At 50.4% G+C, this 26520-nt stretch carries 25 protein-coding genes; 6 read left to right on the forward strand and 19 right to left on the reverse strand.

The window, feature by feature from the left end:
- Positions 1 to 48 precede the first annotated feature (48 nt).
- The 8 genes from HGH92_RS28960 to HGH92_RS28995 form a co-directional block, all read right to left on the reverse strand.
- Entirely contained in the window at positions 49 to 480 is a 432-nt protein-coding gene (locus HGH92_RS28960) for a DUF3276 family protein (protein ID WP_168874295.1), read from the reverse strand.
- A 157-nt stretch (positions 481 to 637) separates the two neighbouring features.
- Positions 638 to 2434, reverse strand: a complete 1797-nt coding sequence (locus tag HGH92_RS28965; protein WP_168874296.1) for an ABC transporter ATP-binding protein — start codon at positions 2432 to 2434, stop codon at positions 638 to 640.
- A gap of 104 nt (positions 2435 to 2538) precedes the next feature.
- Positions 2539 to 3468, reverse strand: a complete 930-nt coding sequence (locus tag HGH92_RS28970) for a phosphoribosylaminoimidazolesuccinocarboxamide synthase (protein ID WP_168874297.1) — start codon at positions 3466 to 3468, stop codon at positions 2539 to 2541.
- Positions 3469 to 3553: 85 nt separating this feature from the next.
- Positions 3554 to 4924 (reverse strand): exonuclease domain-containing protein, encoded by a 1371-nt coding sequence (locus HGH92_RS34245; RefSeq protein ID WP_168874298.1) that lies wholly within the window; start codon positions 4922 to 4924, stop codon positions 3554 to 3556.
- A 1-nt stretch (position 4925) separates the two neighbouring features.
- A complete protein-coding gene (locus HGH92_RS28980) occupies positions 4926 to 6098 on the reverse strand; it encodes an ABC transporter permease (protein WP_168874299.1) in 1173 nt (390 codons plus the stop codon).
- On the reverse strand, positions 6091 to 7260 hold the full coding sequence (locus tag HGH92_RS28985; protein ID WP_168874300.1) for an ABC transporter permease: 1170 nt from the start codon (positions 7258 to 7260) through the stop codon (positions 6091 to 6093). The genes HGH92_RS28980 and HGH92_RS28985 overlap by 8 nt, the downstream gene beginning before the upstream one ends.
- Positions 7257 to 8246: an HlyD family secretion protein gene (locus tag HGH92_RS28990; protein WP_168874301.1), complete on the reverse strand. Its 990-nt coding sequence runs from the start codon at positions 8244 to 8246 to the stop codon at positions 7257 to 7259. Before HGH92_RS28990 ends, HGH92_RS28985 begins: the two co-directional genes overlap by 4 nt.
- 12 nt (positions 8247 to 8258) lie before the next feature.
- Positions 8259 to 9713 (reverse strand): TolC family protein, encoded by a 1455-nt coding sequence (locus HGH92_RS28995; RefSeq protein ID WP_211092776.1) that lies wholly within the window; start codon positions 9711 to 9713, stop codon positions 8259 to 8261.
- A gap of 254 nt (positions 9714 to 9967) precedes the next feature.
- Here HGH92_RS28995 and HGH92_RS29000 point away from each other — a divergent pair, with 254 nt between their 5' ends.
- From HGH92_RS29000 to HGH92_RS29025, 6 genes are all read left to right on the forward strand, one after another.
- Positions 9968 to 10504: a YceI family protein gene (locus tag HGH92_RS29000; RefSeq protein ID WP_168874302.1), complete on the forward strand. Its 537-nt coding sequence runs from the start codon at positions 9968 to 9970 to the stop codon at positions 10502 to 10504.
- A 105-nt stretch (positions 10505 to 10609) separates the two neighbouring features.
- Complete coding sequence (locus HGH92_RS29005; protein WP_168874303.1) at positions 10610 to 11545, forward strand: ring-cleaving dioxygenase; 936 nt, start codon at positions 10610 to 10612, stop codon at positions 11543 to 11545.
- Position 11546: 1 nt separating this feature from the next.
- Complete coding sequence (locus tag HGH92_RS29010) at positions 11547 to 12176, forward strand: alpha/beta hydrolase (protein ID WP_211092777.1); 630 nt, start codon at positions 11547 to 11549, stop codon at positions 12174 to 12176.
- Positions 12177 to 12186: 10 nt separating this feature from the next.
- Positions 12187 to 12588 (forward strand): OsmC family protein, encoded by a 402-nt coding sequence (locus HGH92_RS29015; protein ID WP_168874304.1) that lies wholly within the window; start codon positions 12187 to 12189, stop codon positions 12586 to 12588.
- 1 nt (position 12589) lies between these two features.
- Positions 12590 to 13021, forward strand: a complete 432-nt coding sequence (locus HGH92_RS29020) for a (4Fe-4S)-binding protein (RefSeq protein WP_168874305.1) — start codon at positions 12590 to 12592, stop codon at positions 13019 to 13021.
- Between the two features lie 2 nt (positions 13022 to 13023).
- Complete coding sequence (locus HGH92_RS29025; protein WP_168874306.1) at positions 13024 to 13296, forward strand: GNAT family N-acetyltransferase; 273 nt, start codon at positions 13024 to 13026, stop codon at positions 13294 to 13296.
- 61 nt (positions 13297 to 13357) lie between these two features.
- Here the strand turns inward: HGH92_RS29025 and HGH92_RS29030 are convergent, their stop codons facing one another.
- The 11 genes from HGH92_RS29030 to HGH92_RS29080 all read right to left on the reverse strand — a co-directional run bounded on the left by HGH92_RS29030 (position 13358) and on the right by HGH92_RS29080 (position 26462).
- Positions 13358 to 13927, reverse strand: coding sequence for a DUF4142 domain-containing protein (locus HGH92_RS29030; protein WP_168874307.1), 570 nt, complete (start codon positions 13925 to 13927; stop codon positions 13358 to 13360).
- A gap of 269 nt (positions 13928 to 14196) precedes the next feature.
- A complete protein-coding gene (locus HGH92_RS29035) occupies positions 14197 to 14763 on the reverse strand; it encodes a DUF4142 domain-containing protein (protein WP_168874308.1) in 567 nt (188 codons plus the stop codon).
- A gap of 213 nt (positions 14764 to 14976) precedes the next feature.
- Positions 14977 to 16104: a zinc finger domain-containing protein gene (locus HGH92_RS29040; protein WP_168874309.1), complete on the reverse strand. Its 1128-nt coding sequence runs from the start codon at positions 16102 to 16104 to the stop codon at positions 14977 to 14979.
- Positions 16105 to 16239: 135 nt separating this feature from the next.
- A complete protein-coding gene (locus HGH92_RS29045; RefSeq protein ID WP_168874310.1) occupies positions 16240 to 17358 on the reverse strand; it encodes an SPFH domain-containing protein in 1119 nt (372 codons plus the stop codon).
- A 71-nt stretch (positions 17359 to 17429) separates the two neighbouring features.
- The gene (locus HGH92_RS29050; protein WP_168874311.1) at positions 17430 to 19535 is read right to left on the reverse strand and encodes a copper-translocating P-type ATPase; all 2106 of its coding nucleotides are present in this window, start codon (positions 19533 to 19535) and stop codon (positions 17430 to 17432) included.
- Between the two features lie 104 nt (positions 19536 to 19639).
- Positions 19640 to 20491, reverse strand: coding sequence for an alpha/beta hydrolase (locus HGH92_RS29055; RefSeq protein ID WP_168874312.1), 852 nt, complete (start codon positions 20489 to 20491; stop codon positions 19640 to 19642).
- 126 nt (positions 20492 to 20617) lie between these two features.
- Positions 20618 to 21112: a hypothetical protein gene (locus tag HGH92_RS29060; protein ID WP_168874313.1), complete on the reverse strand. Its 495-nt coding sequence runs from the start codon at positions 21110 to 21112 to the stop codon at positions 20618 to 20620.
- 132 nt (positions 21113 to 21244) lie between these two features.
- On the reverse strand, positions 21245 to 22000 hold the full coding sequence (locus HGH92_RS29065; protein ID WP_168874314.1) for an SGNH/GDSL hydrolase family protein: 756 nt from the start codon (positions 21998 to 22000) through the stop codon (positions 21245 to 21247).
- 77 nt (positions 22001 to 22077) lie between these two features.
- Positions 22078 to 23436 (reverse strand): acyl-CoA dehydrogenase family protein, encoded by a 1359-nt coding sequence (locus HGH92_RS29070; RefSeq protein ID WP_168874315.1) that lies wholly within the window; start codon positions 23434 to 23436, stop codon positions 22078 to 22080.
- A 102-nt stretch (positions 23437 to 23538) separates the two neighbouring features.
- Entirely contained in the window at positions 23539 to 24966 is a 1428-nt protein-coding gene (locus tag HGH92_RS29075; protein ID WP_168874316.1) for a hypothetical protein, read from the reverse strand.
- Between the two features lie 11 nt (positions 24967 to 24977).
- A complete protein-coding gene (locus HGH92_RS29080) occupies positions 24978 to 26462 on the reverse strand; it encodes a hypothetical protein (protein ID WP_168874317.1) in 1485 nt (494 codons plus the stop codon).
- Between the last annotated feature and the right edge of the window lie 58 nt (positions 26463 to 26520).

A 26520-nucleotide genomic window follows, 5' to 3' on the forward strand; every position in this document is an offset into this window, starting at 1 on the left:
CGGTGATTCCTGCGTTAGTTATTGGTTAATTCATCAGGGGAATCACATTTACCATTTGTCTACCTCGTCAGCGCTATGTGAAGCCGGGGCGGACGCCGCAATCGGAGCAACAGTGGCAGCTACTTCTGCGGTACGGGTCACCTCAGTATCGCCGTCTGTTTCCTCCTGGTCTTCCTGCACATAATCGTGATTGTAGGCATCAAAATCAAAATCGGGCATCAACTCAGTTTTAACGTAGTTGATGGTTTCGGTCAGCGCATTCAGGAACTTGTTGAAGTCCTCCTTGTACAGGAACACTTTGTGCCTGTCGTAGCCGTTGTCATTAAAACGTTTCTTACTTTCTGTAATGGTCAGAAAGTAATCATTTCCCCGAGTGGTCTTTACATCAAAGAAGTACGTCCTTCTTTTGCCCGCTTTCAATCGTTTAGAAAAGATGCTATCATTGTTTCTTTCCTGTTGATTGGTGTTTTCGTACGCCACAGTTGATAGATTTAAGTGTTAACGAATCAAATCCTGTTACAATAAGGAACAAATATACTATTGTTTTACAAATATCAAAATATTTTTAAATGATTTTGAAAAATCATAAAACAACCCTGTAACAGGCCGTGGCAGAGCTTATACAAGACCGTGATTGTTATTCAGTTACACTTTCTTCATCGCCGGATTGCTGTCTTGCGTACAGTTCAGCATAGTAACCATTCAATGATAATAATTCCTCATGTGTTCCCTCTTCCACAATCCTGCCTTCGTCCAACACAATGATCTTGTCAAACTCAAACAGGGAGAAGATCCTGTGGGTAATAATGATAGCTGTTTTGTTCTTCAGGTAGGCGTACAGGTTACCAATGATCTCTTTTTCCGTACGGGCGTCTACGGCAGAGAGACAGTCATCAAAAATCATGATATCCGGGTCTTTAATGAGCGCCCTGGCAATGGATATACGTTGTTTCTGCCCGCCGCTGAGGGTAACGCCCCGCTCCCCTATTTCTGTATCAAACCCTTCGTTGAACCCAAGGATGTCCTTCTCTACCGAAGCCTGCCGGGCCGCTTGTTGCACTGCCTGCAAACTGGCCGCAGGGTCACCAAAACGGATATTGTTGGCAATGGAGTCTGAGAAAAGGAACACGTCCTGCGGCACATAACTGATCTGGCTGCGGAGCTGCTCCAGGTGCATATAACGGACGTCATTCGTGTCCATCATCACACGGCCATGCTGCGGATCGTACATCCGTATCAGCAACTGCGCCAGCGTGCTCTTGCCTGAACCGGTACGGCCAATGACCGCCACTTTCTGGCCCGGCGCAATATGCAGATTGATATCCTTCAGCGCTGTAATACCGGTATGGGGATAGGTGAAGGTAACACCTTCCAGCCGCACTGCGCCTTCCAGCTGCACGGTATGCGCACCAGGCTCGTCTTTGATGTCCGGCTCTATTCTCAGGAATTCGTTTATCCGTTGCTGTGAGGCAGCCGCACGCTGCACCATCGTTGCCACCAGGCCTATTGACAGGAAGGGGAACATCAGCATGTTCACATAGATCACAAACTCAGCGAGGTTGCCCACGGTGATATTTCCTGCTATTACCTGGTAACCGCCAATGAAAATAGTGAGTATGACACTTAGCCCGATCATCAGCGCCATGATAGGCTGAAACAACGCATCTGTTTTCGCAAGACTGATAGAACTGAGCTTGTAGGCTTCACTGGCGCTTTCGAAGTGCCGTCCGCTGGCATCTTCCTGTACGTATGATTTGATCACCCGGATGCCGGAGTAAGACTCCTGCGCAATGGACGTTATGTTGGATAATTCCGCCTGTATCCTTTCGCTTTTACGGTGGATGATTTTGTTGACATAATAAATCGTCAGTGCCAGGAAAGGCAGCGGAGACAAGGTATACAAGGTCAACAGCGGATTTACTTCCAGCATCAGGTACACGATGATAACGATCAGGAACAAGGTGCGGGAGGCGTACATGATGGCCGGGCCAACGTACATGCGTACACGGGAAACGTCTTCCGTGATACGGCTCATCAGGTCGCCGGTACGGTGCATCTTAAAAAAGTTAAGGTCCAGCTTCTGATAATGCTGGTAAATTTCGTTCTTCAGGTCATACTCAATATGCCGGCTCATCACGATGAGCGTTTGCCGCTGCAGGAAAAGGAAAAAGCCGCTCAGCAAGGCAAATATCAAAATGCTCACGCCATAAAATGCGAGGATACGGGAGAAGTCGGCCCGGAAAGCGCTTTTCAGGCTGGTGTCGCTTAACAGGCGGTATTCGTCAAGATTATGCGACAACAGGTCAAAGATCTGCCGGACCATGATAGGCTGAAAGACACTGAAGACAATCGATATGGCCGTAAACAGCAACCCCAGTATAAGGCGCCATTTGTTGGACACGAAGTATTTATTAAGCGCAGCTAGATGTTTCAATCGGAATGTTTTGACACAAAAATAAGCCAAAGTAGCTTACGAAAAAGAGCGGAGATCAAAGCTCATGCTCTGACCTCCGCTCTTGCATATTTTAATCCTACTGATTACAGTTGTTTCAGCGCTTCCACGATTTTCGCTTCAGCTGCTTCCGGCGCCACGTCTTCCTTTACGAATTTGCGGCCGGTGATGTTTTCGAACAGTTCGATGTAACGCTCGCTCACGCTGTTAACGAATTCGTCGGTCATTTCTGGTACCTTTTGACCGTCTTTGCCCTGGAATCCGTTTTCCATCAGCCACTCGCGCACAAACTCCTTGCTCAGTTGTTTCTGCTGTTTGCCGGCTTTCTGGTTTTCTTCATAACCGGCTGCATAGAAGTAACGGGAAGAGTCCGGCGTGTGAATTTCGTCGATCACGTAGATAGTATCGCCGATTTTACCGAATTCATACTTGGTATCTACGAGGATCAGGCCGCGTTTTGCCGCCAGTTCCTTACCTCTTGCAAACAGGGCAAGGGCATATTTTTCCAGTTGCTCGTAGTCTTCCTTGCCCACCAATCCCCGTGCGATGATTTCCTCACGGGAAATATCTTCATCATGACCTTCGTGCGCTTTGGTGGTAGGTGTAATGATCGGCTGAGGGAAAAAATCATTTTCTTTCAGCCCTTCCGGCATTGTAACGCCGCAGAGTACACGCTGACCTGTTTTGTAAGTTCTCCAGGCATGGCCGGTGAGGTTGCCGCGCACCACCATTTCCACAGGGAACGTTTCGCATTTCAAACCTATAGTTACATTAGGCAGCGGGGTAGATTTCACCCAGTTAGGCACGATATCTTTAGTAGCTTCCAGCATAATGGCGGCCACCTGGTTCAGCACCTGTCCTTTGTAAGGAATAGGGCGGGGCAAAACCACATCGAACGCAGAGATACGATCGCTTACTGCCATTACCATGAACTTGTCCCCGATGGTGTACACATCACGAACTTTCCCTTTGTAGAAGGCGGTCTGACCCGGGAATTTGAAATTCGAATCTAACATGAATTATGAAATTAAAAATGAATTATCGGTGATTTGCGAGCAAAAGTAAATCACGGATCGCATGATTTCAATTTTTTTTCACTATTCATTTCGGGGAAGATGCTAACTGTTGCCCGTTACCGGCATATGGCCTCAATAAACTGATGATGATTTCATTCTCGGGATACTGTGTCAGGTGAGGCCTCAGTTGTTCGGCATCCGTTGTTTGCAGGTGCACCGGCACATACCCCATGCCATAGAAGCGGCCTTTCTCCATGAGGATGCAGCTTTGTTCTTCGCTGTTGCGGCCTTTGTCCATGATCACCACGGAGGGCTGCTGCTCCTGCAGGAAGGCGATCGCCGCTTTTACGCGCTGGTTATATACTTCCGGCGCTTCTGCTTTCTCACAGGCGCCATGACAGGTGGCTGCTGTTTTCCCGGCACAGGTGCCACCGCCCTTTTGCAGGAAACACAATTTGGGGCACAGCTCAAACTGCCGGATCAGCGCCCTGAGCAGCCGGTGCCCGTCGATCAACAGGTTAAAGGCATGTACCGGATGACTGAACTTGCGCTTTTTTTCGATAGCGAGGCGCAGGTATCCTTCCTGGTCTTCAAAAAGATAAAAACCATAACGGAATTCCACTCTCTTCTGTGCCGCGTTAAAAGCAGGCCACAGGCGCTTGATCTCTACCGACTCCAGGATACAGGCCATCAGATCGGTGGCGGTTTCCTGATAGGTGATATTATACACGGTGCGTAGGAAATTCTGCCGCTGGCGGCTGGCGCTATGCCCTGTAAAGTGGCTGTTGACACGCTTTTTCAGGTCTTTGGCCTTTCCTACGTACACTACTTTTCCTTTCACGTCATGAAAATAATAGACACCCGGCACCTGGGGCAGTTGTTTCACCACTTCCGGTTGCAGGTTAGGCGGCAGGAACTGTTCCTTGGAACCGGCCTTCAGCGCCGCCGCGATGGCTTTCTCTTTATCCTGCTGCAACAGCAGGGCAAACAGTTTGGTTGTTGCTTCCGCGTCCCCGCCTGCCCGGTGACGGCCATTGATGGGGATTTCCAGATGACGGCAGAGGTTGCCCAGACTATAGGAAGGCAGTCCCGGCAGGATCTTCCTCCCCAGCCTTACGGTACAGAGCTTCTTGCATTGGAGGTCCAGCCCGGCGGCGGCCAGGTGGTGCTTCACGAACGAATAGTCAAAGTTGACGTTATGCGCCACAAAGATTTTATCGTGCAACAGCTCATAAATCAGGGGCGCCACCGCTTCAAAGGGAGGTGCTTCGGCCACCATGCTGTTGGTGATGCCCGTCAGGGACTCGATGTAATAAGGAATAGGCACTCCAGGATTGACCAGGGTCTGGTAATGCTGTGTGATTTCCCGGCCATCAAACAGGTAGATGGCTATTTCGGTAATGCCGTTGGCACTGGCGTGGCCCCCGGTAGTTTCTATATCGACAATTGCGTACACCTTACAAAGATAAAGGTTGTTGCTTTTTGTTCAATCGTTTTAATCCCCATAATGCCAGCAAAAGATAAAACACCCACAGCAACAACAGATGCACTACTGACCCCGCATGCTCCCGGAGGGTGCCACCGGTTTGTACGACAGACGTATACACCTTCACGAAAGGCGTCAGCGGCAACAACGACGACAGCCCCTGCAATGCCGGCGGCATGGATTCAAAAGGCCAGGCGTAACCGCATATCAAAAAAAACGGATATGTAGAGAAGGCCATCAGTTGAGCAGCGAGCAGCTGGCTCTTAAACAACGTGCCTATCCAAACGGCCATCGGAATCAGCGTCAGGATAAACAGGAACAACAGTACCGCCAGGTCGCGGTAGCTGCCCCGGAACGGCAGGTGCAGCACCTGGTAGTTGACCGTCATAAAAAATGCGGCATAGGCCAGGTACAGCAGCAGGTAAAAAGCTGCTTTGCCATACAGCATGCCCGATAATCCTCCTCCCATCGTCACCAGCCGGCCGATGTTATTATTCTCCCGTTCCAGCGCGATGCTGCCGGAAAGCCCCAGCAGCAAAGTCTGTTGCAGGATGAGCACCAACAGCACGGGCAACAGAAAACCGCCATAACTGGCCTGCGGGTTATACAACGGCCGGTAATCAATATTCACCGGCATCGCTTCCTGCAAGGCCATGGTAGAGTTGAGTCCCATCTTTTCCTGGTATTGCAGCCGCACGCCGGCGCCGATGGTCAATCCCAATTGTGTAATCGCGCCTGTCAGTTCACTCGAAGGCAGGAAACGTGCCCCGTTCACCGCCAGTACCACGTCTGCCTGCTGCAACGACAGCACTTTGCTTTGCATCCCTTTGGGGATATAAAAGTACCCCTGTGCATCTCCCCTGTACATCTGCTCCTGCGCCTCCTCCAGGGAGGCCGCCCTCATGACGGCCACTATCTGCATATTATTCATCTGCTCCACAAACATGCGCGACATCTCGCTCCGGTCATCGTCTGCCACGGCCAGTACCACCTTTTCTTCTACCTTGTAACTATAGATGGTGCCATAAAAGAAAACATAAAACAACGGCGCCAGCAACAGGGTGAGCAACAGGCTGTGATTACCGGCCACCAGCCTTATTTCCCGCAGGAACAATGCGCCTATGTTGTTTTTCACCTCAGGCATGTTGCACTGTTGATTGTTGAAGGGTACGCTGAAAAAGAACAATGGACACCGGCAGGCCGACCACGGCAAACAGCAGCATATGCGCCATTTCCAGCCGAACATAACGCAGCGGCAGGTCCATAAAATACACCTTAAAAAAAGCATCCACAAAAGGCGTCAGCGGCATGATCATCGCGTAGTACTGATCATACCAGGGCATGCCCCACCGCGGAAAAGTAAACCCGCTGAACACAAACGCAGGCGACGTATAGAAGATGCCCACATCGCAGGCCAGCAACAGATCTTTGAAGATGGCAGACACCATCATGCCTACACTGATACAGGCCAGCATCAGCAAAGTGAAGATGGTAAACAGCCCCCAGCTGAACAACTGTGCCCCCGCCGCAAACAACGGATAGATCACCAGCGTGATCATAATATAGTCAACCCAGGCCACAGTGAGGTAGGCCAGCGATTTTCCGATAATGGCATTGGACGCCGATCCGTTGCTCACTTCGTATAGCTCTCCCAGTGAGTGGGTCTTATGCTCGTAGTTCAGTGCCAGCGCCACCACCATGATCATCATCATTTGCATGGCCACCGCAATAACGCCCGGTACCAGGTATTGCTGATAGTCGTACCGCGGGTTGTATAAGGTGAACGATTGTAGCTGCACCGGCATCACCAGCGCCATGGCTTTTCCGGCGGGCATACCTGTTTTCATGAGCTTTTGCAGCTGCACCCCTGCGGCGGCGGTGAGCAGCACCTGCGCAGCGTCTTTGTAGAGCAGCTTTGCCGGTACCAGGTAAGATACGTTGGTGTAGATCGTAATGTAAACCGGTTGCCGGCTTTTGATCTGTTCGTCCATCCGGCGCGGGAAATGAATAGCTCCCATCACTTTGCCGTTGTGCAGCATGGCCTGTAGCTCTCCTTCGCTCTGTACCTGCTGTGTGATATGAATGCTTTCTGTCTGTTCCAGCATAAAAGTAAACTGCCGCGACAGCGGTGAATTGGCTTCGTCCCAGATAGCCACCGGCAGGTCTTCCGCAAAATGTCTATTATAAATGCCGGCATACAACAAACACAACACCGGCGGCAGCACCAGCATGGCCAGGTAGTACACCGGAAACGCCAGGATGCGTTTCCATTCCCGCAAAGCGACTTTTAGTATGGAGCGTATCATGGCATAGTGAGCGAAGCCGTCATGCCGGGGCGCAATCCCTGCAAAGCGGAAGGGTTAACAGGTTTCAGGTCTACGGTAAAGGTGCGCAGTTCAAATTTTCCTTTTTCCTTTACCGGTATCCAGTTGGCGAATGTCAGCGATGGCGCCACCTTGTACACGACCGCCTCAAATTTTTCAGGGCTGCACCCGGGTATGTCCAACCGGGCTTTGGTGCCGACCGGCAGCTTATTCATATCGTCCTGCCGGATATTGAACCGTACGTGGTAGGTGTTGGGCTTCTGCAGGGTGATCAGCGGATAACCGATAGATACGATCTCTCCTTCTTCGATGACCATGGAAGAGATGATACCGTCTGACGGCGCATGGATATACGTATTATCAGATAAGGCCTTCGTAAGATTATACCCTTCCTGTGCCTGTTTGAGGATCGCTGAAGCCGCCTGTAACATTTCGGGGCGGGTACCTTGTTTCAGCATGTCCATATTCAGTTTGGCCGTTTCCATTTCTTTTTTGGCCGCCTGCAATTTAAAATATACGAGGTCTTTTTCCTGTCCGGATATCACTTCATCATTGAAGAGGTTTTCCATCCGCTGATAGGTTTTCTGCATCAGCTTATACTGCTCCTGGGTGATGTTGTAGAGGTTATCGGCCGCCTTGACGGCTTCCGGGCGGGCGCCTTTCTCCAGCAGCTGCAACTGGCTCTGCGCCGCTTCAATGGCCGCCAGTGCCTGATTACGGATGGCGTTGATCTCGGTAGACCGCAGCACGCCGAGCAGCTGTCCTTTTTTAACCGTGTCGCCTTGTTGTACCAGCAGGCTGTCCAGCCGGCCGGGAAATTCTGCGGCCACATCCACATAATCGGCGTCCACCATACCAATGACCGTGCTGTCTGCAGCAGCGGGCTTCTTCAGGAAAAATATCAGCGCGATGATCAGTACCACAACTGGTATCAGTAATGCCCAGTAATTTTTGAATACGGCACTCATGTATATAACCGTTTAGTTGTTAACGTATGTTGCAAAATATTCCGGTGTGCCTACCACGTTCCAGTATTCCGCCAATGCGAGATAGTAGCCCAGTACAGCGGTGTAGTATACTTTATGCATCTCTTCTTCCAGCAGCAGCGCATCATTGACGTCCTTCACGGACGACAGCTGATTTTGCATGCGGTCTGTCACCAGCGTGGTGGTCAGGTGCGCCTGTTGCCGGGCGCTGTCCAGGGAGGCAACATCGTGCTGTAAGGCTTTTACCTTGTTGGAGGCCACACGAAGTTGCAGTTCGAGGGAACTTCTGGTGTTTTCGGCGGCCATAGCGGCTTCTTCCACCAATACCCTACTGGCTTTGGTGCGTTTATTACGCTGAAAACCGTCGAAAAGCGTCCATTGCAGCTCCACGCCTATCAGCCATGGCGGCACCGTCACCGGCAGGTCTTTCTGATAAAGCGATACGTTGCCGACAGCGAACAGGTTGGGAAGAGACAGAGAGCGTGTAGCCTTCACCGCTACTTTGGCCAGGTCTGTTTTGCTTTCCAGCAGGCGGTAAGAAGGATTGTTTCGCCAGAAGGTGTTCTCCTCCCCTGCATTGACGGAGGCCTGTTCATAGCGCAGGGTATCACTGATCGTGATGAGCGTATCGATGGGGCGGCCCAGCAGCTGGTTCATTTCCAGCAGGGCGTTTTCTTTTTCCAGTTCCAGGTTACTATAGCGGTTTGTTGCCTGTATGTAAGACACTTTGGCCCAATTGAGCAGATAGGGCGGCAATATCTGGTTGTCTTTCAGGGATGCGGCGTAGTCTTTGTTTTTACGGAAAGCGTCCACTATCACGGCTTCATGTGCCAGGATGGTGTTAAGGTACATGATGCGCAGGTATTGGGCGCCAATCAGAAAGAACAGGCCTTTTTCCACCACCTGTTTGTTGAACTGCCCGGCTGTCACCTGAGAGCGGGCCAGGTCTTGCGCTGCGGATATTTTTCCGCCGAGATAAATCGGTTGCCTTACCCCGATACCGGCCACGAAATAGGATTGTTTGGCCAGTTGGGGATTATAGTTGGGATAGAAGGCGTTGATCAGTCCTTTTGTGGCGTTGGAGATAACATCCTGCACATTTTGGGGCAAAGGTTGCCCGGTGATCTGCTGGAAAACAGTATTGGCCGTGTTCACGCTCTGTGCTGCCGATCCGTTCACCACGCCGTCCTTTACCTGTTGCAGGTTGATTTCAAGGGGTTTTCCGAGATAGTTGTAACCGGCCAGCAGATCTACTTTAGGCCAATAGGCACGATTCTCGGCCTGTAAAGAATATTCCCGGGCCTGCAGGGAGCGCTCTGCCTGTTTTACCAGCGCATTACGCTGCCGGGCCAGTTCATAACAATCTTTTAAAGTCAGCTGTTGTCCTTTCTCCTGGCCCTGGGCAAACATCGGTGGCAGGAAGAGCGTTAATAACAGGAGATGTCTCATAAGATATCATTTCATCCGGATTTTCCTGGGTATCAACACGCTTAAACAATTTTTCATGCATAATGTTTGTATTATTCAAAAAAAATCACACATAACCTGATAATGAATAAATCCTGATTTCTTGTCCTATCTTAAGAAATTCAGGAAAAAAGTACATCGTTATATTTATTTAATCCATTTTTGCCACTGTGCTTTAACTGACATTTGCATTAACAAACAACATCATCATATTCATCAAAAAAACACCTTCATCTATGGCAAAACAAAAATGGGTCTCTGACGCCGCACACAGCGAACTTACTTTTAAGATCAGACACCTGATGATCACCAATGTTACCGGACGGTTCAACAGTTTTAATGTGGAAGCGGAAACAGACGGCGATAATTTTCTCGCTGCCCATGCCTCCGCCACGGTAGACGTAGACTCTATCACTACTGCCAATGCACAGCGCGATGAGCACCTGCGCTCTCCGGATTTCTTCGATGTGAACAAATTCCGTAACATCACCTTCAAAGCCACTAAAACGGAAAGCGTGGATAACGACGGCTCCTATACGCTGTATGGCGATCTGACCATCCGCGATGTCACCAAAAACATCAAACTGGACGTTGAATTCGGTGGCGTGGTAACAGATCCGTGGGGTAATACCAAAGCAGGTTTCACCATCCACGGCAAAATCAACCGTAAAGACTTTGGCCTCACCTGGAACGCGACAACAGAAGCTGGTGGCGTAATGGTGAGTGATGAAGTAAAAATACAGTGTGAAGTACAACTGTTGAAACAACAATAAACATTTTGATATTGGGTTGTTTTGATATTCAGTTGGTTGCTTCATTGGTAAATAGCCAACCAAATATCAAAACAACCAAATATCAAAATAAAAAAATGAAAAGGTATGGACCAAGCAATAACAGGACTGCATCATATTACCGCTATTTCCGGTAATGCAAAGAAGAACTTTGATTTTTATACAAAGACGATGGGATTACGGTTTGTAAAAAAGACCGTGAATTTTGACGACCCGCATACCTACCATTTTTATTATGGCGATAAAACCGGTAGCCCTGGTACCATTCTGACTTTCTTTCCCTGGCAGGACATCATGACCGGCCGCCGAGGCACGCATATGGCCACCGAAATAGGTTATTCCGTTCCGGAAGGCAGTCTTGACTTCTGGCTGAAACGACTGGACGCCGCCAATGTTATCTATAATAAGCCCTCCGCCAAATTTGGAGAAATCTACCTGACTTTCCTGGACCCTGACGGATTAAAAGTGGAGCTGACCGTTCCGGAAAAGACCGATGACCGGGAGCCCTGGGAGACTGCCGATATCAGTGCTGACAATGCCCTGCGAGGCTTCCATCATGTAACCCTGACCCTTGAAGATATTCAGCCTACAGCTGATCTGCTGGTATCTGTTTTTGGTTACCAGCTCGAAAAAAACCTTGCTAACCGTTACCGTTTTAAAAGTCCTGCCGGCGATACCGCCAATTACATTGACCTGGTAGAAGCCAAGGGCGAACAACGCGGGCACGTGGCTGGCGGCAGTATACACCACATCGCTTTCCGCATGAAAGACGATGCCATGCAGGAATACTACCGCGAGAAAATAGAAGCACGGGGCCTTCATGCCACCCAGCAACTGGACCGCAAATACTTCCGCTCCGTGTATTTCCGCGAGCCAGGCGGTGTGTTGTTTGAACTGGCCACAGACACACCCGGCTTTACCGTCGACGAACCGGTGGAGCAGCTGGGCACCCACCTGATGCTGCCGCAACAGTTCGAGCCACAACGGGCCGAGATAGAACAGAAACTGATAAAACTGGACTGAGATGGATTTTCAACCCATGAAATATATATACCAGCCTGCAGCTAACAAGGACGCTTATACGTTGTTGTTGCTGCATGGCACCGGTGGCGATGAACAGGATATGCTGCCGCTGGCGCCGGAACTGGCAACGGGCTTTCATGTACTGAGCCTTCGCGGCAATGTGCAGGAGCACGGCATGCCGCGCTTCTTCCGCCGGCTGGGCATGGGCGTATTCGACGAACCGGACGTGCATTTCAGGACGCATGAAATGGTGCACTTCCTGAAAGAACTGTCGGCCAAGGAAGGATTTGATTTGCAAAAGCTGGTAGCCGTCGGCTACTCCAACGGCGCCAATATTGCAGGCGCAGTATTGATGCTGTATCCCGAACTGCTGGCAGGCGCCGTGCTCTTCAGGCCTATGCAGCCGCTGCATGGCATTGAGGACCCGTTTGAAACCAGCCGGCAGCAGCCCGTTTTCATGAGCTCCGGCAAAACAGACGGCACCGTCAACCCCGCTGCCACCGCCGCCTATGCCACTCTGCTGACAGCCAACGGTTTTCGCGTAAGCAGCCATGACATCAACACAGGACATAATTTAACACAACAGGATATTGACCTGGCCGCAGGCTGGGTGAAAGAAAATTTCTCGTAAGCACCACACCATGGATGAAGAAGTAAAAGTAAGTATCGAAGGAATACCTTATCAGGTCTCTATTTCAGCGCGGGACCATCGCTGGCTGGCAGATGAGCCAACAGACATCAACGGCGGAGATACCGGCCCCAATCCCGGAGAACTGCTGCTGAGCAGCCTCGGCTCCTGCACTGCCATCACGCTGACGATGTACGCAGCCAGAAAAAAATGGCCCGTGGAAAAAATAGACATCGACCTGCGGTTTGACAGCGCGGCCAAGCCGGACCCCGCCACCACTGTAATCGAATGTCTGGTACACATCACCGGCAACCTGGACGAAGCACAAAGAAAACGGCTCATGGAAATAGCCCATGCCTGCCCCATTCATAAACTGCTTAGCAACCCCGTTATTATCAATACCAAAGAAGATTGATATGAAAGACATTACTAAAAAATACAGCAACGGTGAAGTCACCATCGTATGGAAGCCCGAAGTGTGCAAACACTCTGAAATATGCTTCCATGGCCTTCCCGAAGTGTTCGACCCGCAAGCCAAACCCTGGATCAATGCGGAAGGCAGCACATCTGACAGGATCGTGCAGCAGGTACATAAATGCCCTTCCGGTGCATTGACGGTTTATCGCAACGATAAAGCCGACGAAGCCGCTGAAATATCGGCCAGCAGTCTCGCGGAAATAGTACCGAACGGACCACGCCTGATTTACGGCAATGTGGTGGTAAAAAATACGGCCGGCGAGGAAACACCGTTTCACATGGTAACAGCCCTGTGCCGCTGCGGCAGTTCAGCTAATATGCCGTATTGCGACGGCACTCACATTACTATTGGATACAAAGACAATCAATAACTATGGAACTTACCATTCAACAGAACACGGAAAAAAGCCAGTTTGAAACAACCGTAGACGGCCATACCGCTTTTATTGTGTACAAACTGTTTCCCGGCGGTATCGCCTACATCCATACAGAAGTGCCTCCGGAGCTGGAAGGCAAAGGCATCGCTTCCCAAATGGCTAAGTATGTGCTGGATTACGCCAGGGAGAACCACTTAAAGGTGAAGCCCCTCTGCCCTTACGTACACGCCTATATGAAACGGCACCCGGAATACAACGATCTTCTCTGAACACAATGAACTACGGATTCGGGCGCCGTCCGCGCTCAAATCCGTAGCGTGTGTAATTGATTTATTTAAGGGCGGATTTAATGGCTTTCGCTGAATCCTGGTGCGTTCTCAGGGTTGGCAGTGTTTTGCTGGCCCATGATTTCAGGTCAGCATCTTCCAGGTTGTTGGCCGCTTTATCAAACTCTTTTACGTCTTTGTCGTGGTCATCCACCATCATGTCCATGTAGTCCTTATCGAAATCCTTTCCTGTCTTCTTGCTCAGTTTGTCCATGTGGTCTTTGGTTTCGGTAGAGAGCTCCGCAGGCAATGTAATGTTCTTTTTGCCAGCCAGCTCTTTCAGTTCACCGTTCGCTTTGCTGTGATCGCTGACCATCATGGCAGCAAAAGCTTTTACCCTCGGATTCACAGCTTTCTCCTGCGCCAGCTTGCCCATTTCCACCTCCATCATACCGCCGTTAGCTGCTTTCACCGCAAACTCAGATGAATTGTTGTCTACCGGTTTAACAGTTTCATTAATGTCCTGTGCAGAATCTACCGGCTTCTCATTTTGCGGGTTGCGGGCATTGTTATTACACGATGACAACATCCAGGCTCCCAGCACGGCCGTAGCCAATAAGGTTACTTTCTTCATAGTTGCGAAATTTATTGGGTTTTATATTGGGTTTCAGGATATCCTCAGACAAAAAAAATACCATGCGAACGCATGGTATTAAAAACGTAGTAACGTAGCCGGCTTTCACGGAAGAGGCCACCATTACGGTTAAACGGCCGCGGATGCTTATCCGTAGAGGCTTTTCCCCAAATATGTAGAAAGATGCACCAGGTGCTTGCACACATACGTAAACGCATATATGAAAAAGCATCTGAAGCAACAGGCCGTTATTGCATCCGCTACACTGATTATTGCGCGTCCTTGATAGCTCTCGCGGAATCCAGGTGTATCATCACCATCGGTAACGTTTTCCTGGCCCATTCCCGCAGGCTTATGCTTTCGAGATTGTTCGCAGCATTATCAAAATCCTTCACGTCCCGGTCGTGGTCGTCCACCATTTCAGCGATGTATTCCTTCTCAAAGGCTTTCCCGCTTTTTTTGCTCAGTTTGTCGATAAATTTTTTTGCCGCTTCCGACATGGCGGATGGAAGCGCGATTTTCCGGTTTTCAGCGATGGATTTCAACTCTTCGTTGATTTTGGTCCTGTCGTTTACCGACATGGAGGCAAAGGCTTTTACCCGCGGGTCGGTCGCTTTTTCCAACGCCAGTTTGCCTAACGCTACTTCCATCATGCCATCGTCGGCTACTTTTACCGCGAAGACAGCAGACAGGGAGTCAACTGTTTTATCCGTTTTATTGATAGCTTCCGCAGAATCGGCGGGGGTTTCATGTTGGGGACTTTTTCCTGTATTGTTGCAAGATGATGACACCCCAAGGCTCAGCAAGACTGCCGCAAAAATTGTAATCCTTTTCATAGCCATAGAAATTTTATCGGGTGTAAAAAGGAATAGCCACAAAAGGGTTGACAAAAAAACACAGGCAAACACATGCGTGAAAACACGGCACAGTGGCCACACGACAAGGAAGAGCTCTTCTATGGAAAATAACCACGTTTGCTTTACTGTAGAGGCTTTTCCCCATTATGTAAAACAAAACTGCCGGAAAATTTCCGGCAGTCTACAGAAGATTTATTTAGGCTGCGCAAAGCAGACATAGAGCACGTATATCACTGCTATAATAAGAACGATCAATCCTACGATCTTGGTCCAGCTGTAGGGCCTGTCCCCGGTAACTTCACCGGTGCTGGCATTGACAACAAAGTGATACAGCTTGTTATTATAGCGGTAGGCGCTCAGCCAAACCGGTAGCAAGATGTACTTTAACCCCAGCTGGTTGTACTGTACGTCGTAGGTGTCGATCCGTTGTTCATCACCACCGATATCGCTGTATATTTCATCACGGATGACCGGGTCCATTCTCTTTTTGGCTATCACCAGCCCCTGTTCAGCGTCCGTCTGGTACAGCTCTGCCCGGAAACCGCTCAGATAGCGGCCATCATAGGCTTTGAGCTGGTCCAGGTGCCAGGGTTCCAGTATTTCCGCCATTTTACGTGGCAGCGACGGGCTTGCAGACACCAGTACATCGCGGAAGGAATTATCTACTACGCCGGAAGCATTATACCAGGCAGTATGCCGCACCTGGCGGGTGCGGGTTTCTGTTCTGCCGTTGACTTCCTCTGTATAGGTTTCGGTGGTGTAATAGTATTCCCCACGCTGTCCCCTGTAGGACGTTACTGTGTCTGTATCATAGCTCCAGTGGGGTATGTAAATACCTTTCAGCTGATGATAGGAAGTATCTTTCACCTTCTTCACCAGGTCCGACGGCGCAAACCAGAGCTTGCCCATCCATTGCTGGAAGAATTTACCAGCCTGTTTATCATCCACCACAAAAGGCAATACATAGTGCGGTTGAAGTATAGCCGTAGTGGCCCCCTGCTGTACCACCAGCGGCGACGCGCAGAAAGGACAGGAATCTGCCGTTACATTGGGCAACATGGTAGTAGATGCACCGCAATTGGTACATTTCACCACCACCGCCTGTTCGGTGTCTTCCGAATGCCGTTGCAGGTCTGTAATGAAGGCATCATAATCAAAGGCGTGAATACCCTGGGGCGTGGCTTCCTCTTCAATAGTATTAACGGTACCGCAATACTCACATTTCAGGCTGTTGGTGCCGGGCGCATAATGCAGTATAGCGCCGCAGTTCTGGCATTTCAGCGAGGATACCGTTTCTTTGGTTTTTTCCTCAAAAGACATAGGAATAATTATGAGAATTACAAATTACGAATTACGAATTACGAATTGAAGGCTGTCTTATAGGGCGGCTATCAAGTGATAGCGCCACGAGGAAGATCTCAATTCGTAATTCGTAATTTGTAATTCGTAATTGGTTTAGGGTAATGGTGGTGGGATGGTAGCCAATACAGGCGCCAGTTCAGGTACTGCTGATGCAGCTGTCCATGCGGCCATGCCTGTTTTCCATACCAGCGTCTGATGTTGCAGTCCGCCGGAAGCGGCCAGCTGACGCAGCTGGTCCATGTTGTAAGGGCCGGCCTGTTTACCATCAACTGCCACAAAGAAAGGCTCGGTGCCCGGCAATGGCGGCGGTACGCCCGGGCCACCGGCAGGTTGCTGTTGGTTTGCCTGGTTGTTCTGGAACACATTCCCTACCTGTCCCATCATGGCAGCGCCCATGCCGGCACCCAGACCGGCAGCTGCCAGTCCGCCGCCGGACGGATTTTCCGCCGCTTTTTCCATGGCGTTGGCAGCCTGGAACTGCGCATACGCACCGAGATTGCCAACAATACCCATGCTGCTGCGTTTGTCCAGCGCCTCCTCCACTTCCGGAGGAAGGGAGATATTTTCAATGAGGAATTTCGTCAGTTCAAGGCCCAGTTCATTGAACTCCGGCCGTATTTTATCTGTGATCAGCTGGGATACTTCATCGTATTTGGCTGCCAGGTCCAGCACAGGGATTTTAGCTTCCGCAATGGCGTCCATACCACGGGAAACGGCGAGGTTACGCAGTTGCTCGTTGATACCGTCAACCGTATATTCCGGGTTGGTGGCCGCGATTTCTTTCAGGAACTGGGCTGCGTCTTTCACACGGAAAGCGTAGCTGCCGAAAGCGCGCAGGCGCAGCGGTCCGAACTCGGCGTCACGCAACATCACCGGGTTTTTGGTACCCCATTTCTGGTTGGTGAACTGCCGCATGCTGATGAAAAACACATCCGCTTTAAAAGGGCTGTTAAACCCGTATTTCCATCCCTGTAGGGTGGTCAGTATAGGCATGTTCTGTGTGGTCAGCGTATACATGCCTGGCTGAAAAACATCCGCTATTTTACCTTCGTTCATAAAAACAGCCACCTGCGATTCTCTCACCGTCAGTTTGGCGTTCATTTTTATTTCATTCTGGTAGCGGGGAAACTTCCATACAATGGTGTCAGCGGACGGGTCTGTCCACTCAATAATGTCAATAAATTCATTCCGGAGTTTATCAAATATTCCCATGTTAACAGGTTTTTAGAAACATCTCCGCCAAATGTATAGAATTATTTACTGTAAATGCTAATAATGAAACGTTATAATTTCAGCAATCTGGCGTTGATAGCTACTATGACGGTACTCACCGTCATCAGTACCGCACCGGCGGCGGGACTCAACAGGATGCCCCAATGGTAAAGCACTCCTGCGGCCAGCGGCATGGTGACCACGTTGTAGCCGGTGGCCCAGGCCAGGTTCTGGATCATCTTGCGGTAGGTGGCTTTACCAAAACGCACCAGGCTGACGATGTCCTGCGGATTACTGTTGACCAGCACGATACCGGCTGTTTCCGCGGCGATATCAGAACCGGAGCCGATAGCGATGCCAATGTCCGCCTGCGCCAGTGCCGGCGCGTCGTTGATGCCGTCGCCTGTCATCGCTACAAACTGCCCGGCGTCCTGCAATTTTTTGATCTCTTCCAGTTTCTGATGCGGCAACACTTCCGCGATATAGTTGTCCAGTTGAAGTTGTTGCGCCACGGCGGCTGCCACCTTTTTGTTGTCGCCAGTGAGCAGTACGCTGGCAATATGTTCTTTTTTCAATGCCTGGATAGCGGGCAATGACTCCGGCCTGATTTCATCTGCCAGTACGATATAACCTGCCGGCTGGCCATCCACGATCACGAAAGACAATGTGCCGGTATCAGACTGCTCCACAGCTGCCTGTTGCGGAAACTGTTCCTTCGCATAAGCCGGGCTCACTACCTGCACTTTTTTTCCATGGACCACAGCACTGATGCCCTTACCTGCCATTGCCTGCATATCACTGGCAGCGGGTATTTGCAGGCCTTCCGCACGGGCTTTGTCAACAATACCGGTCGCGATAGGATGTTCTGATTGTTGTTCCACGGCTGCCGCGAGCGTCAGCACGTCTTGTTTGCTGAAGCGGTTGTCCAGCGTTTCCAGTTGTACCACCTGGAATTTGCCCACGGTGAGCGTACCGGTTTTATCGAATACCAGCGTGGTGATTTTACGGGCATTTTCAAAGGCTGTCCTGTTTTTGATGAGCAGGCCGTTTTTGGCCGCCATCGTGGTAGAGCGGGCCACTACCAGGGGTACGGCCAGGCCCAACGCATGCGGGCAGCAGATAACGATCACCGTCACCATACGTTCCATCGCAAAAGAAACAGACTGTCCATCGATACGCCAGTAGGCAAAAGTGGCGATACCCGCCACAATAGCGATGATGGTCAGCCACCGGGCTGCCTTGTCGGCCAGCAGCTGTGTATTGGACTTGGCCTGCTGCGCATCATTGACCAGTTTGATGACCTGCGACAGATAGGAAGACGCCGCGTTGTGAGATACTTTTACCTGCAAAGCCTGGTTGCCGTTGATAGATCCGGCTATAACCCTGTCGCCTGTACTTTTTTTCACTGGTTTGGATTCGCCTGTCAGCATGGATTCATTCAGGTAGCTGCTGCCTGCTGTGATGGCACCGTCGGCGGCAACTTTTTCGCCTGGTTTGATGAGTACGACATCGCCCGGCTGCAGGCTGTCGGTCTTCACTTCACGGATATTATCACCTTCCACCAGGTGGGCTTCCGCTGGCATGAGCTGTACCAGCAGCTCCAGTTCGCGCGAAGCGCCGGCAACAGATTTCATTTCAATCCAGTGTCCCAGCAACATGATGAGGATCAGGGTGGCCAGCTCCCAGAAAAAGTCCATGCCCTGCAAACCAAACAGGGTGGCCACGCTGTAAATAAAAGCCACCGTGATCGCAAAGCCGATCAGCGTCATCATACCGGGATTACGCATCCGCATCTCAGACCACCAGCCGGACAGAAAAGGCCATCCGCCATAAAAGAAAATTACGGCAGAAAGGCCGAGCAAGAGGTAGTTATCGCCAGGGAAACTGATGGCCAGACCCATCCAGTGCTGTATCATTTTCGACAACAGCATGACCGGTACGGTGAGCACCAACACCACATAAAACCGTTGGCGGAAGTCACGGATCATGGCGTGATGATCGTGCCCCGCATGGCCCGCGTGGGCATCATGACCAGGATGTCCTGCATGCGGTGTATGCCGGGAGTGGTCCTGATGCTCCGTATGTTCATGGACGTGGCCGGTGTGGGCGTTGGCCTCCGGTTCACGATCGTGATGATCGTGGTCCATGTGCATATGCATGTGTTGGTGTTTTTCCATGGCGATTTCGGTTTTAAATATTACAACTGTGTGTTTTACTTGGTTGTAAAATTGCCGATTATATCGCCGGAAGTTTTATATAATCCGGGAAGAGATTTACAGGATTATCGGATGTTGAGGTGTTCCATCCATTTGGCTGCCAGCGACGGCCATACTTCCGCGGCGCTGTTGCCCGGGCGGAGGCCGTAACCATGGCCGCCTTTAGCATAAAAATGCAGCTCCACCGCTACGCCGGCATCACGCAGGGCACCGGCCATTACAAGGGCGCTGTTGCCAAAATAATCATCAGCAGTGGCAAAAAGGAACATCGGTGGTGTTTGTTTATCTATCGTCAGCTCCGGTGTCAGTTTACGCCCCTCTCCCTTGTCGAGATAAGCGGGATAGATCAGCATGCCGAAGGCTGGACGGGCAGAGAGCGAATCAGCTTTATCTACCGGCGTATAGGTTTTAACGTTATACTGCGTAGACGTTCTTGCTGTCAGGCTTCCGCCGGCAGAAAAACCCATCATGCCTATTTTTTCAGGGTCCAGCTTCCACTCTTTCGCGCGGCTGCGCACAATGCGCATGGCACGTTGTGCGTCCTGCAATGCGCCCGCCTCCTTTTTAGGTACACGGTACTGCAGCACAAACGCTGTATAGCCCAGCTGATTGAGCCATTTCGCAATTTCATAGCCTTCGAGGTTGATAGCCAGGATGCTGTAGCTACCGCCCGGACAAACGATCACGCCTATATTTTTAGCATGGGCCGGATTGGCAGGGTATACTTCCAATACAGGATCTGTCACGTCGGTAAGGCGTACAACGCTGTTGCTGGTATCCGGTGTGGCAACGGCGGGATGGCGCGCACCGGTTTCGCCGGGCACGGCGCCTGGCCATAAATGAATCGTTTCTTTGTGTTGGGCCTGAGTCATGGCGTAAGGTGCAAGCATCAGCATGAAGATAATAAACGGTTTCATAACGGGAATTTCGTGTGTGTATGTAGCAAATGTAATAAACCTTCCGCGCAAATAAAAGGACAGCCTTCCGAAGAAGACTGTCCCACATCTAATCACCACCGAAATATCTTTCCTTTTCCTTTCCGTTTAAATCGCTTTGAACGTGAGCACGATGGTACGTTGGGCCGGATCATCCTTGAAATGCCCTGTCCCTGTCACTTTATAACTGGTGTTGCTGATTTTTTCGGCGCGGTAGGTGCCTGTAAAATCATCATCTCCCCGCCCTTCGAGTGTACCATCTGCTTTGAGGTTCCAGTTGAAAGTCCGTCGCTGAGGATTTCCCGCAGCGCATTTGGTCGCGCCTTCGTCTTCAGCACCGGTGCCATCTGCAAAATATTCTGTAAAATCATCTTTCATGCATGCGGGAAAGACAGCGTAAATGTCTGTGATAACATGGCCTTCGCCATCGTCCATACCGGGATTGGCAGTGTATGCGGACAGTTGCCATTTTTTACCGATCAGGAATTCTTTGAAGGAAGGATCTTTGGGGTTGTCCTGTTTGTCTTTTTTGCAGTGGGCAAACAACAGCATACCTGCGATGGCACAAAACACCATCCCTGTTTTGGGGAACCATTTTTTCATGACTAAGTGTTTATTTATGATGATGCAAACCTACAATAGCCGGCAGGCCCGGGCTTCAGTAGAAACACTTAATTGAAAAAACAGGCAGTTAATGCAGGCAGGACGTGGGCTGTCCTGCCTGCAGGGAATAGCTTATTTAACGCATTGGAGCCAGGCTTCCGCCATCAGTTGAGCGCCCGCCACGCTGGGATGCACGCCGTCCGGCGTCCAGTAGGCCGCAGGTGCTGCCTGAATGGCTTTGTCATAAATAGCCTGATAAGGAATAAAGACCGCTTTGTATTTGTCGGCCAGCTCCCGGGCGGCCGCACGGTATTCATTAAACGTAGGGTACCATTTGTCGTCGACTGCTTTCACGCCCTTGACGGCATATGGCTCACCGATGATGAGTTGCACGTCAGGCAAAGCCTGTTTGGTGCGGTCCAGCAGTTTGTCATAGTCATCGCGGTACACTTTGGAGGTACCTTTATAATTACCATTAAGCGTGTGCCAGAAATCATTCACGCCTACCAGGATGCTGAGCACGTCCGGCTTCAGTTGCAGGCAATCTGCATCCCAGCGCTCAGCCAGCTGGAATACTTTATTGCCGCTGATACCTTTGTTGTAAAACTTCAGGTTATCACCCGGCCGTTTCAGCAGCAGATGTGCGGCTGCCAGGTGCGGATATCCGCCCCCTAACGCAGCGCCGTTATTGGCGTCCATGGCATCGCGCTTGCGGCCCACATCAGTAATGGAATCGCCCTGGAAGAGAATAACGCCTTCTTTTTTAAGCGTCACTTTTTTGCTTTTGTCAGCAGACACGGCAGCGGACACGATATGGGGAATACTGACAGCTGCCAGGGTTCCCATGGATACGTTTTTCAGGAAATTTCGACGGTTCGATGAATTCATAACGGATTTTTAAAATAATAAAGGGCTTCGCCGCATAACCCGGGAAGCCCTTAAATCTATAAAAAGATTCTGATTTTTTATACAAAAGCGCTGAAACCGGTGATAGCCCTTCCGACAATGAGAGAATTGATTTCTTTGGTGCCTTCATAAGAATAAATAGCTTCCGCGTCCGCCACAAACCGGGCCACATTGTATTCCAGCAGGATACCGTTGCCACCCATCACTTCCCGGGCGCCCCTCACTACATCGCGGGTACGCAGCGTACAGAATACTTTGGCCAGGGAGGCATGCTCGTCTTTCAAACCACCTTCGTCCTGTATCTCTGACAACCGGTACACCATGGTCTGCATAGCTGTGAGGTTGGACAACATCTCCACCAGGTGCCCCTGTATCAACTGAAAAGAGGCAATGGGTTTGCCGAACTGCTCACGGGTACGGGTATACGCCAATGCGTTCTCGTATGCGCCACGGGCGCATCCTACTGCTTCCCAGGCAACACTGGCCCTTGTCATACGGAGCACGCGGCTCGTATCGCGGAAACTGTTGGCCCGCTGCAACCGGTCAGACTCGGCCACCCGGCAGTCTTTCATCGTTATCAGCCCATTCTGCACAATGCGTAGCGCCATTTTATCGTGCATCTTTTCTACCGATAATCCCGGCGTGCCTTTCCTGAGCAGGAAACCCTTTACCTGGTTGTCGTCCACGTCCCGCGCCCATATCACGATCACATCTGCGAAGGTGGCGTTGCCGATCCATTTTTTCTGGCCGTTCAGCACCCAGGTATCCCCTTCCCGTTTAGCCGTGGTAGTGAGGCCTCCGGCAGCACCTGACCCTACTTCCGGCTCTGTGAGCCCGAAAGCTCCGATGGTATTCAGTTGTTGCATGCCCGGCAGCCATTCGTCTTTCTGGGATTCGGACCCCAGCATGTAAATAGCGCCCATGGCCAGGCCGCTTTGCACGCCGAAGAACGTAGCAATGGAAGCATCCACCCGTGCCATCTCCATGGCGATGATGCCTTCCATCAGGTAACTGCGGTTAGGGCAACCATACCCATCGTAGGTCACGCCGCAAATATTCAGTTCCCTGAATTTGGGAATGATCTCAAACGGAAATTCGGCTTTAAGCCAGTATTCATTGACGATAGGCTGTATCTCTTTCTCCATAAAGGCACGTACCTTCAGCTGCAGCGCCCGGTCTTCCGCATTCAGGCGGCTGCTGATATCATAAAAATCACCATCCACCGGCGGCAGTTTTTTCTTGCTGCCTCTGCTGGTCAACATTTTCATCAGTCCATTCAGCTGGTTGTCATCCATTTTAGCGACAGACGCCATCACCTGCGGGAGATCTACTTTCTCCGACAGCTTCGCCAGCATTTTAAAATCTATGCTCTTCAACAGCTGATAGGCGTTCTTCAGTTTTGTGAAAGTTCCGGACATACTACATGGTTTTATGTGAAAATACGAATTGCGGGCCAAAGCAGAAACGATGCAAGTATCGTTCCCGCTTTGGCCCGCTGCCAAATTGATGTGTTATATGTTTTACGGCTTGATGAACTTCCCTTCCGGCGTCACCTGTAAAATGGTTTCTCCCAGCTGAATAGTGACCGGCCCTGTTAAATTGGTCGCAGGATATGCTTTGTCGTCTCCTCCTTCCAGCGGTATCTTCACCGCCTGGTAGGCCGAAGCTTCCGGATAGTTGTATAATACGTACCGGTCAAGCACCTTTTTGGTATCGTCTGTTGTAAACAGCTCCGCCAGCTGTTGTTGGCCATGTTGATAAACGTGTACCCACACCATTATCCCAAAGGGCATGCGGTCCTGTATGCCAAACAATATTTCTGTAATATGCTCCCCTTCTTTTTTTGCGAGCTGTTCTTTGTTGTGTTCAAATATTGCTTTAAGTGCGGGAAGGGAATACCCGGGAACTGCAAAGGTGATACCGCGGATTTCCGGTTGAAACTTCCCTTCGGCGTCCAGGCGATAAGTGACGAGCCTTGTCTCTGTGCTGGTCAGCTCCCAGGAGGCCATTTCGCCATCGTTCACATTCGATTCTTCTACAGTAATACTTCCGTCCTGCTGAATTTCCGCTTTCCGCCAACGCCGTTCAATCCCCTCCCCTGAAAGTCTTCCGTACAAGGTCTTCTGGTCGGTGACGCTGCCGTCAGCCTTGCAGGCCGCCACCTGCACGGCGGTGTCCAGGTCTGCTCCGTCATCATTGGCAGGCGCATAAGCGTATAGCAGTAACAGTGGTTTTCCCGGAGCGGTAACCTTGCCATAATGGAACATATTCAACTTGTCATAGCCGATTACTTCCTCATAGGAAAACCAGGGAGAAAGATGTGATACTTCCCGAAGCTTTGCGAATACAGGGCTGACTACGGTGAATGGCAGCTGTAAAGCAGGGAAACGGGAAGCGTATTCTTCAAACCCGCCCTTTTCTATAGGTAAAGCCCGGATATCTCCTGCGGCTGTGAGTACATACTGCCGCACTTCGGATTTGCCCTGGGGGCGGGCTTCCCTTACTTCAATAGTGGAATCATTGAACAACACAGGCCAGCTGCGCAAATCCTCGGACCCGCCGGCAGCCGTCAAACGGAGGCCACCCACTTCCTGGCGGGAAATTTCTTTTCCATCAGGCGTAAACGTGACCAGCAACTGTGATGACAGTATCTGGCCTTCCGCATCAAATTCATATTCTGCCAGAACAGGGATGAACTTCCGGGTACCCTCCAGTTTTCCGGCAGAAAACTTTTTAAATTTCCGGTCACCGAGCGGGCCGGGAGCTGTCTCCCTGACCAGATAGAATGAACCATTCTCCGATTTTATGACCGGCAACTTCTCCAGCCATGATTTTATTTCGGCCGTATTGGCCCGGGTGCTGTCAGTCCCTGTTTGCTGGTGGCCCTTTTCAGGAGTGCCACAGGCAAACAGGAACAGCGAGGTTAACAAAGGCAGATAATATCTCATGTGGCTGATTATTAGTTACGCACTTCAAACTTTCCCTGTGGCGTAATCACGATTAGTTTGTCTTTCAGGGTCATCATCGCCGGGCCTTCCAGCGTTAATTTTTTCGCAGCGCTGTCATCTTTTTCTATTTCACCTTCCACCGAAATATTATCATGAGCGGAGGCTTTCTCATAAGGTATTTTCTTCAGGTTGTTATAGGCCACATAACGGTCCAGCACCCGAAGGTCGGTACCTACGGTGTAGATTTCCACCAGCTGCTCCGTACCGTTATCGTACACATGCAACCGCACATAAATGGTTTCATTTCCGGGAATGGTAAACATTGACTGATCAAATTCCGTGTCCATTTCCATGGTGCCGTTGTAGTTGTTCCTCCTGGACGCCAGCAGTTCTTTCAGGTCTGCCGGAGTAAAGTCGTCAGCAATAAAATTCCTGCCCACCAGCTGCCGCTTGAATTTTGCGCCTCCGGCCGGGATATATTTCATATCGTCTTCCAGCCGGTATGTAAAGAACAGATCTCCGCCAACACCTTCATCGTTGGTTTCTTCTGTTACCGTGATGGTGCCATCTGCAGCGATAGCCGCATGGCTGGCAGATTCATAGATCCCTTCAGAACCGGTGTAACCGTTCAGTCTTACACTACTGCTTTCTTTCCCGTCGGGCGTATAATACACCAGCTGCACCGTGGAATCCATTACAGACTCTCCGCTTTCCAGCGGTCCTGCCGAATACAGCAGGTAAACACCTTTTCCGGGAACATTTATTCTCCCATAGTGGTACAATTTGATTTTCTCGAAATAAATCAGCTCACTGAAATCGTAGTAGGGCGTAAGCAAAGATACGGGCTGTAAACCGGTCATGTTCCATTGAACGGTGAAAGGTGTTGCCAGTGTTTTAAAGCGGCTGGCGTAAGTATCAAAAGGAATGGTTTCCTGCGGCACCGCTTCCACCAATCCCTGACCGGTAATACGGAATTGTTTTATACGGGCTTTGCTTTCTCCGTCAGTAGCGTCCTTCTTCCGGGTGTACCAGCTTTCCTTCACCCAGAAGGTACTGTCGTTGATAAACTCCGGCCATTTATGCACAGCATTGCTTTCGCCGTTTTTGGTTTCTTCTTTGTCCATACCTATCTCCTGTCGGGCAATTTCTTTCCCTTCAGGGCTATAGATCAGCAACAACATGACAGACGTCTGGTCGTCTTTCTTATACATACATTGCGCTGCAATGGCGATATAGTTTTTCTGCCTGGACAAAATACCGGCAGAAACACTGTAAAAACCGCTTTGCGCAAAAGGTCCGAGGGTGCTGTCAATATTTTCCAGGCCATAGCTGTACAACGGCATTTCCACGGGTTTCAGATGCTTCAGCCATCCTTTAAAATCAAAAGCAACGGTTTTAACACTGTCGGCAACAGGTTCTTTGGCGGCGCCGCTATTATTACATGAAAAGAATGCCATTGCCGGCACCAGGATTAACAGACTCGCTAATCTTCTCATAGGGAGGTTTTTTGGGGTGGCAAGATAATAAATAATGTGATATATCAGTCTAAATGAA

The sequence above is a fragment of the Chitinophaga varians genome (assembly GCF_012641275.1).
GTDB lineage: Bacteria > Bacteroidota > Bacteroidia > Chitinophagales > Chitinophagaceae > Chitinophaga > Chitinophaga varians_A.